A 7,411-nucleotide genomic window follows, 5' to 3' on the forward strand; every position below is an offset into this window, starting at 1 on the left:
TGCACTCAGAATAGTTATCCTTGCCACCCCCACGATAGGAGTTCAGGTTATTGCATCTGGAATGTTCCAGGCTCTCGGAAAGGCTTTACCAGCACTTTTCTTATCCCTCCTCAGGCAGATAATCATACTTATCCCTCTGATTTTAGTTATCCCGCGCTTCCTTGGGATTAACGGCATCTGGATATCCTTCCCTCTTGCCGATTTGATTGCTTTCGCAATCTCGCTGGTTTTCTACCTTAGAGAGTTGAAAATATTCCATTCAGGCGAGCTCAATGTTGAGGAGGAATAACGGATGTCTCATGATCTATCTTTCAGTGGGGAAGGGTACATAAGTCGCTGGATATACTGCATTTCACGCAGTGCAAACGTCTACTTCAGCAGGGAAATGCAGAAATATGGATTGGGAAGCGGGCACTTCTTCTTTTTGAGAGTTCTTATGTCAAAAGAAGGAATCAGCCAGAACGAACTTAGCGATATTCTTGGCGTTGACAAGGCCACGACCGCAAAGGCTATGAGCAAACTAACTGAAGCGGGTTACGTTAAGAGAGAAATCGATTCTTTGGACACCCGGGTTTACAAGCTTTTTCTTACCGATAACGGGAAGAAGATCGGACAGAAACTCCGAAAACTTGGCTCGGAGCTTGAAGAGATACTAACGGAAGGCTTTTCAGGCGACGAAAAGCAGCAACTGCTATCCCTTCTTGAGAGAGCAGCCACTAATGCGAAAAAGGCAAAGTAAGTTCATAACTATCTCCGGGTCCCTTCTCAGGCAATCAAAAAACACGGTCTCCGCAAACGCAGAGGCCATGTTTGTGGGACATTGCGAAAAGCTTATCTGAATCTTCAGTAAAGAGTCTTCAAGAACTCTTTTATTTCTTCGGAAGCCGCGTAATCCTCTGGGGTCTTATCGGAGTTGTCCTTGACATTTGCTAGAAGGCCGAAACTGTTTAGAATTGTCAACATTTCAATTCCGTCCCATTCGTCCTGAACCGCATAATGAGCGGGTGTCATACCGGCATGGTCCCTATGATTTACGTTGGCCCCCTTCTCTCCGAGATGGGAGATCGCCTCCATGTTATAGTCTACTACAGCATAGAAAATTGGGGTTCTGCCTTCGTCATCTTCGGCGTCGATATTTGCCCCACTTTCCAGCAAGTAATCAACCATCTCCAGACTCCCATAACTACCCACCGCTGCATGGATTGGCTGAAGACCTCCCTGTGCTTTTATCGAGACGTCTGCTCCTTTCTGGATCAAAAGCTTTGCAATGTCAGTTTTTCCATATGCCGCAGCGATATGAAGCGGAGAGATCCCGGTCTCGACTTCGTTGTTGTCTACGCTGATTCCTGCCGAAAGCAACTGCTCGATAACTTCTACATCTTCTTCATACACGGCTAGATGCAGATGGAACGGTAAATAGTTGTTGTTGTCCCTTGCCAGGACGTCCGCTCCAAGAGAGATCAACAGCTTGACATTCTTGAGGTGATCATCTTCGGCAGCGATATGGAGAGGTGTCTTTCCCTCGTTGTTTCTAGCGTTTATATCGATCCCAAGCTTGACAAACATTTCTATGTTTTTTGTGGAACCTTTTCCGGCAGCACGATGGAGGAGAGTATTCCCATCCTCATCTACAGCCCAGTAGTCCGCTCCAAACTCAATCAGCTTAATAGCGACATCGTTTTTCGACTTAGATACAGCCAGCTGAAGCGGCGTGTAGTACTCGTTTCCTACAGACACATCGGCCCCGTATTCCAGAAGAGCCTCTATGCCCTCAATTGGGAGGCCTTCCGATATAGCTAGGTATAGCGGCGTTCTGCCGTCTTTGGCCGGTCGGTTTGGATCGGCGCCGCTTTCCAGAAGGAATTTTACGGTGTTTGTTCCCTTCGAAAAGATCGCGGCGATCAGCGGAGACCGGAAAGCATATTCAACTCTCTCAAGATCGGCTCCCTTCTCTACAAGATACTTCACAACTTCCAGAGTAACGTCGTTCTTGGAGTTGTCACAAGCGAGGATCAAGGGCGTATAGCCTTCATAAAACATCGAACTTGCTGGATGAGCGTTTATATCCGCCCCTCTTTCAAGCAGTATCTTCACAACCTCGAGGAGGCCCTTTCTCGCCGCGTAATGAAGAGCGGTATAACCGTTGTCGTCAACAATGGAGATGTCTGCTCCGGATTCGATTAGAAAAACCGCAATATCCGAGTGGCCGGAATCTGCAGCAACCATAAGGGCCGATTTGTTTGCGTAACCCAACTCATTGATGTCACCACCGCTGTTCAAGGCTTCCTTTACTCCCTGTAAGTCACCGTTGGACGCACTGCTGTAAACGTTTGAAAATAAGACTGCTGATAGCAGCAATACAGACAAAAGCACTGACAAGATTTTTCTCATACTTGAATCCTCCTTCATGGATGTAGGCAATTTCAGTTATTTGAAATAGCTAATGATCTCCGCGTGTGACAGTATCCAGCTGAAATATTCCATTAACCTGTCGAGATCCATACAAGAGTGATCTTGAATCTAACATCAGGTTGAACTAACTGGTTCAGAAACATACTGCCCTTGTTTTATGAAGCGGACACTTGAGTATACTTTTCTGTGGAACTGTGAACGATCTACTATTCGCAGTCTCGAATCACGAAAGTGCATGTTCAACGGCCGCCCGGGCGTGAATGGCCGTCGTATCGAAAACGGGAATGTCCACGTCGGACTCTTTTATCAAAAGAGGTATTTCGGTGCAACCAAGGATCACTCCCTCTGCTCCGTTCATTTGCAACCCGTTAATTATTTTCTTATATGCCGACTTTGATTCTTCTCTAAAGATTCCTTTGCACAGCTCCTCGAAGATGATCCTATCTACTACTGCCCTTTCTTCTTCCGAGGGAACGATAACACTTATCCCAAATCCCGCCAATGTATCCCTATAGTAAGCTCTTTCCATGGTGAATCTTGTTCCGAGGAGTCCAACGGTTTTAAGTCCTCTTCGCTCGATCTCCTCACCGACAGCAATGCCTATTTCGATGACCTCGAGTCCGGATGCCTTTTCAATTTCCCTTGCTATGAGGTGCATTGTGTTCGTACAGATAATCAGAAAATCCGCACCCGCTCTCTTAAGATCTTGGGCAGCCTCGGAAAGGACTCTCTCTATACCCTTCCAGTCATCCGTCTTCATCATGTCCGAGACCGGTCCGAAGTCAACGGAAGCCATTATGCATTCCGCGGAATGCAATCCCCCAAGCCTGTTCTTAACCATCTCATTAAGCAATCTGTAGTACTCGAGCGATGACTCCCAGCTCATTCCTCCAAGTAAACCTATGCGCTTCATGTCTACGCTCCGAAGACCTCATCCAACCAGTCAAGAAGAACTGAATTGGACAAGGGAAGATTTGTAACCTGACAGTGGGAATCTGCGCCTTCTTCTCTAGTGAAGATCCTCATTGTTGACTTTCCCGAAACGCTATCAGAAGCTTCCTTCGCCTGGGAAAGCGCCTCTTCTCCTTCTCCCTCACTAACCATTGCAAGGAAGGGAACCTGGATATTCTTTATGCTATCACCGACCACAAAGTCCTTCATTCTCTCGAAAGCCTTGAACATTGAATGCCTTCCATATTTAAGCATTATGTTAACGAGCTGCAGTTTTTGGGCCTTCGATAGATACTCGGTCGGCACAAGATCGACTGTCTCAAGTGTAATGTCTTCGGGAGAATTGATCGCTTCTCCGGCAAATGCAGACATGTACTTGTACATATCAGTAATTGGCGAGTTAGAAATCAGGGCCCTTATTCTGCAATCGTTTGCCGCCGCCCTAAGCGAGAAGTATCCTCCCAGACTTATGCCGTACAGCGCAAGTTTAGAAGGGTCGACATCCTCCTTCGACAGGGCATAATCGACAACTTTGGAGATCGGGACTTCGTAGTCGGGACGCAACGGAGTCTCTGGCGAGAACCTTCTCATTCCCACCTGACCGGGACCATCGAAGAGAACAATCGCGTAACCCCTTTGCAAAGCGGCCGAGCCCGCCTGGAAATACATTTCTTCCGACGTCCCGTCAAAACCACTCATCATCATTATCGTCTTCTTCTTGCCGCCTGTTGTCGGAGCAATCCAGTACGCCGGAATAAAATCCTCGCCGTATGGTATCCTCTCCGCTTCAAATTGAATATCGGTGGTCCTGAAAGCATATACAAAGCAATCTCTGCTTTCCATTCCGAGGTATCTTGTCTTCGAGTCTCTGGGATCGCCAAAATACTCGGCAGCTCTGAAATAATTTGCAGCCCTCAAAAACTCCTGTCTCGCGCTCTCGTTATTGCCTTTCTGAAGAACTATAAGGGCGTGATTCTTCAGCTTCGTCGCGAGCTCTTTGAATGACTTCACCCACGAGTCGGGATCGTCGCAATTTATATGCGGTACAAGAGAGAGGATCTCCCCAACCGTTCCCCCTTCGTAGGAAACCGCTCCGAGAGACCTGTAAAGTTGAAAATCGAATTCGACATCACGCAGTATTCTCACATCTAGCAAACCTCTTGAGACTCTCTTTGAATTGTCCCCCATTTCGCACCTCCTTTAACGCCTTTTCTCAATAATACTATCAGAAAAGAGTTCTAATACCGAAAGCGAAACGCTCTTGAGAAGGTAATAATGCAACATGAAATCTGATATTATCAGACTGGAGGTGATCACATGAAAAGAGTGATGGTGATTCTTATACTGCTTGTGACTGCGTTTGCCTTTTCGTGGTCGGGGCATGACGCGCTTACTTATATCATTGTTTCGCAGTATGAGGATGATTTCGATGAGTTTGTCCAAATTACCCCTTATACGTACGCCGATGTAGATACTCAGGAGTACAATCCGGCCATAGAGGGTTTCTACGATTATCTCGGTGAAAACTATCTGCCTGAAGAAGACCTCGATCTTTACACCTCGATCTTCCCAAACCCCAAACCCGTTGACAACTTGGCGCCCCTGTGGCAGATCCTTTCTGTCTATTCTTACGAGCCCGATCTAGGTATGGACAAGGGGCTTGAACTTAAAGGAATAGAGACACTTCTCGGAGACAGCCAGGGGTTGAGACACATGGAATACAGAATGCTTTTCTTCATTAGAATTGGTAAAGCGACCGACGTGGTTCAGTATTTCAGTGATCTCGCCGAGATTGCTTATTCGAGAGGAGACCGTTACTGGGCATACCGGTTTATGGGAAGAGCCATTCACTATCTTGAAGACGTCGGTCAACCATTTCATACTTTCCCGGCACCGTTTTTCGAGCTGGTGAAGCTACCATTCAATATAGACAAGTGGCAGACTGTTTTTGCAAACTTTCATTTCGCATATGATTTCTACGGAGGATACCTGCTCTGGGAAGAATACGAACCGCTCGTTGAGGCGATCAAAGAGGTTTCACCCAAAGAGATTAAGGATCCGAAGCAAGCGGCCGTTAGTTTGCGAAGATACTCCAGAAATAAGCTGAGTTCAGTATATTACGAACTTAAACGTACAATGGGGGACGAACTGGAAAATCCCGAGGCAGTCTGGCTAGGAAAAGCTTACTTCGACGATCTTCAAAACGCAGGCGAAACAGAGAAGCTCGATGCGCTTTCAGTAGAGATTTTAAGAGAAACTGCCTCCTATGTAAAGGGTTACATAAACTATATGCTTGCGAGATTCGCCGAGATAGATTCCGAATCCTAGAAGCGCTGTTCTTAAAATCAAAACGGCGATAGTCAGAGGTATACTCTATCGCCGTTTTTGCTGGTTTAATGAAGTGGCCGGACTAATCGGCGTCCTTGCCGCTTCGATCATGTGTTCGAGAGGCAATCTCGTAGAACTTCTTGAGCCTGTCAACGACAAGTCGATTGAAACTGCCTGAAGAGTACTGCCCGTTCTTTCCGATTTTCCCCGGTTTCATTCCCGTGAGAATTTCTATAGCCTCGTCCACGGTTTCGATAGTCCAGACATTGAATCTACCTTCTTTAATCGCTCCTATTATTTCGTCGTTTAGAATCACGTTATCGGAGTTCGCTTCGGGCACTATCACTCCCTGCTGGCCGTTGAAGCCCTTAATTTTGCAGAGATCATAAAAACCCTGAATCTTGTATTGGACACCACCTACCGGCTGAACTCGTCCGCTCTGGTTTATTGAACCTGTTACGGCTATCGACTGTTTTATTGGAACTTCAGCAATTGCAGAAAGGAAGGCTATCGTTTCGGCAACCGAAGCGCTATCTCCTTCAACCGCCGAGTAAACCTGCTCGAAACTTATCGAGCCATTTAGGCTTAGCGGGAACTGCTGCGCGTATTTCGAGCTCATATATCCTTGAATGGTCAGACTGGCCTTATTGTGAATATGTCCACTAAGCTCGGATTCCTTCTGTATATCGACGATTCCGCTGTTGCCAGGTCCGACTTTGGCGGTAATCTTCACCGGTATTCCGAAAGAAAGATCTTCAGTCTGGATCACTGTCAAGCCGTTTATTTCGCCGACAAGTTCCCCCTCTGTTTGAACCATTAAAGTCGAGTTCTGGAACATCTCTTTAATCTTATCTTGATAGAGCGAAACCCTTTTGTGCATTTCTTCCCATGCAGTCGATACGTCATCGGCCTGTATCATCTCGTGACCACTGACTTCCGCGACGGCCGAGCTTTCGAGAAGGATCTGTTCAAGTGCACCGAACTGTGTAGAAACCTTCTTTCTACTCCCAGAAAGGAAGATCGCTCTTTTGATGACCTCTATTATTCCTTCTCTCTCTAATGGCCTTAAGGAGTTCGCCTTAACAATATTGCACATGAGTCCGCAGAGCTTGTCCACAGTATCATTCTGTATAGTCATTTCCCAGTCGAACTCTGCCTTTACTTTGAAGAGCTTCTTAAAATCGGTGTCAAGGGTGCTAAGCATACTGTATATCCAGGGCTCTCCGATCATGACGATCTTTATGTCAAGTGGAATCGGCTCCGGCTTCAGACTCACAGTCGAAAGCAGGCCGATCTTATGTTCAAGATTCTCGATTCCCTCCAGGCCCGAAAAGAGAACCTGTTTCAGTGTTTGCCAAACATACGGTTCACTTAGCACGTTTTTAGCATCTAGAACAAGGTATCCGCCATTGGAACTGTGTATCGCTCCTGGTCTTATCATTGTGTGATCGGTATCGAGCATTCCCATCTTCGCTACGTACTCGATTCTTCCAAAGAGGGAAGAGTAATTGGCGTTTGTTACCTCTACAACCGGTTTTCCCTCTATTCCAGAATTGTCGACAAATAGGTTTACTGCGTATCTCTTGCCAAAAAAGGCCTTCGAATCGATCTCCTGGCTGAAGAAGACTCCAAGATTGTCAAGAAGATCCTTCTTCATGCTCTCAATAAAGTCCACAACCTCTTTACTTTCGCTGAATCTATCCTTCATCTCCCTTATGTG

The 7,411-nt window shown here is 46.5% G+C and carries 6 protein-coding genes and 1 pseudogene; 3 read left to right on the top strand and 4 right to left on the bottom strand.

The window, feature by feature from the left end:
• Positions 1–289 (top strand): annotated as a pseudogene (locus tag BG32_RS01600) (MATE family efflux transporter); the annotation flags it as partial.
• Positions 290–292: 3 nt separating this feature from the next.
• Entirely contained in the window at positions 293–739 is a 447-nt protein-coding gene (locus BG32_RS01605; RefSeq protein ID WP_006490077.1) for a MarR family winged helix-turn-helix transcriptional regulator, read from the top strand.
• 104 nt (positions 740–843) lie between these two features.
• Here the strand turns inward: BG32_RS01605 and BG32_RS01610 are convergent, their stop codons facing one another.
• The 3 genes from BG32_RS01610 to BG32_RS01620 form a co-directional block, all read right to left on the bottom strand.
• Complete coding sequence (locus tag BG32_RS01610) at positions 844–2,391, bottom strand: ankyrin repeat domain-containing protein (RefSeq protein WP_121526299.1); 1,548 nt, start codon at positions 2,389–2,391, stop codon at positions 844–846.
• Positions 2,392–2,635: 244 nt separating this feature from the next.
• Positions 2,636–3,325 carry an aspartate/glutamate racemase family protein gene (locus BG32_RS01615; RefSeq protein WP_006490073.1) on the bottom strand — a complete coding sequence of 230 codons (690 nt, stop codon included), beginning with the start codon at positions 3,323–3,325 and terminating at the stop codon, positions 2,636–2,638.
• Between the two features lie 2 nt (positions 3,326–3,327).
• Positions 3,328–4,551 (bottom strand): S9 family peptidase, encoded by a 1,224-nt coding sequence (locus BG32_RS01620; protein ID WP_121526300.1) that lies wholly within the window; start codon positions 4,549–4,551, stop codon positions 3,328–3,330.
• A gap of 129 nt (positions 4,552–4,680) precedes the next feature.
• Between BG32_RS01620 and BG32_RS01625 the strand changes: the two genes are divergently transcribed.
• Positions 4,681–5,691 carry a hypothetical protein gene (locus tag BG32_RS01625; RefSeq protein ID WP_006490069.1) on the top strand — a complete coding sequence of 337 codons (1,011 nt, stop codon included), beginning with the start codon at positions 4,681–4,683 and terminating at the stop codon, positions 5,689–5,691.
• A gap of 82 nt (positions 5,692–5,773) precedes the next feature.
• Here BG32_RS01625 and BG32_RS01630 read toward each other — a convergent pair.
• A partial coding sequence (locus tag BG32_RS01630) for a Lon protease family protein (protein ID WP_121526301.1) occupies positions 5,774–7,411 on the bottom strand: 1,638 nt, incomplete at its 5' end.

This window comes from Mesotoga sp. HF07.pep.5.2.highcov (genome assembly GCF_003666285.1).
Classification (GTDB): domain Bacteria; phylum Thermotogota; class Thermotogae; order Petrotogales; family Kosmotogaceae; genus Mesotoga; species Mesotoga prima.

Excerpts from the sequence above, each read along its gene's own strand:
- BG32_RS01605 (WP_006490077.1), top strand. The coding sequence starts at position 293 with ATGTCTCATGATCTATCTTTCAGTGGGGAAGGGTACATAAGTCGCTGG.
- BG32_RS01610 (WP_121526299.1), bottom strand. The coding sequence starts at position 2,391 with ATGAGAAAAATCTTGTCAGTGCTTTTGTCTGTATTGCTGCTATCAGCA.
- BG32_RS01615 (WP_006490073.1), bottom strand. The coding sequence starts at position 3,325 with ATGAAGCGCATAGGTTTACTTGGAGGAATGAGCTGGGAGTCATCGCTC.
- BG32_RS01620 (WP_121526300.1), bottom strand. The coding sequence starts at position 4,551 with ATGGGGGACAATTCAAAGAGAGTCTCAAGAGGTTTGCTAGATGTGAGA.
- BG32_RS01625 (WP_006490069.1), top strand. The coding sequence starts at position 4,681 with ATGAAAAGAGTGATGGTGATTCTTATACTGCTTGTGACTGCGTTTGCC.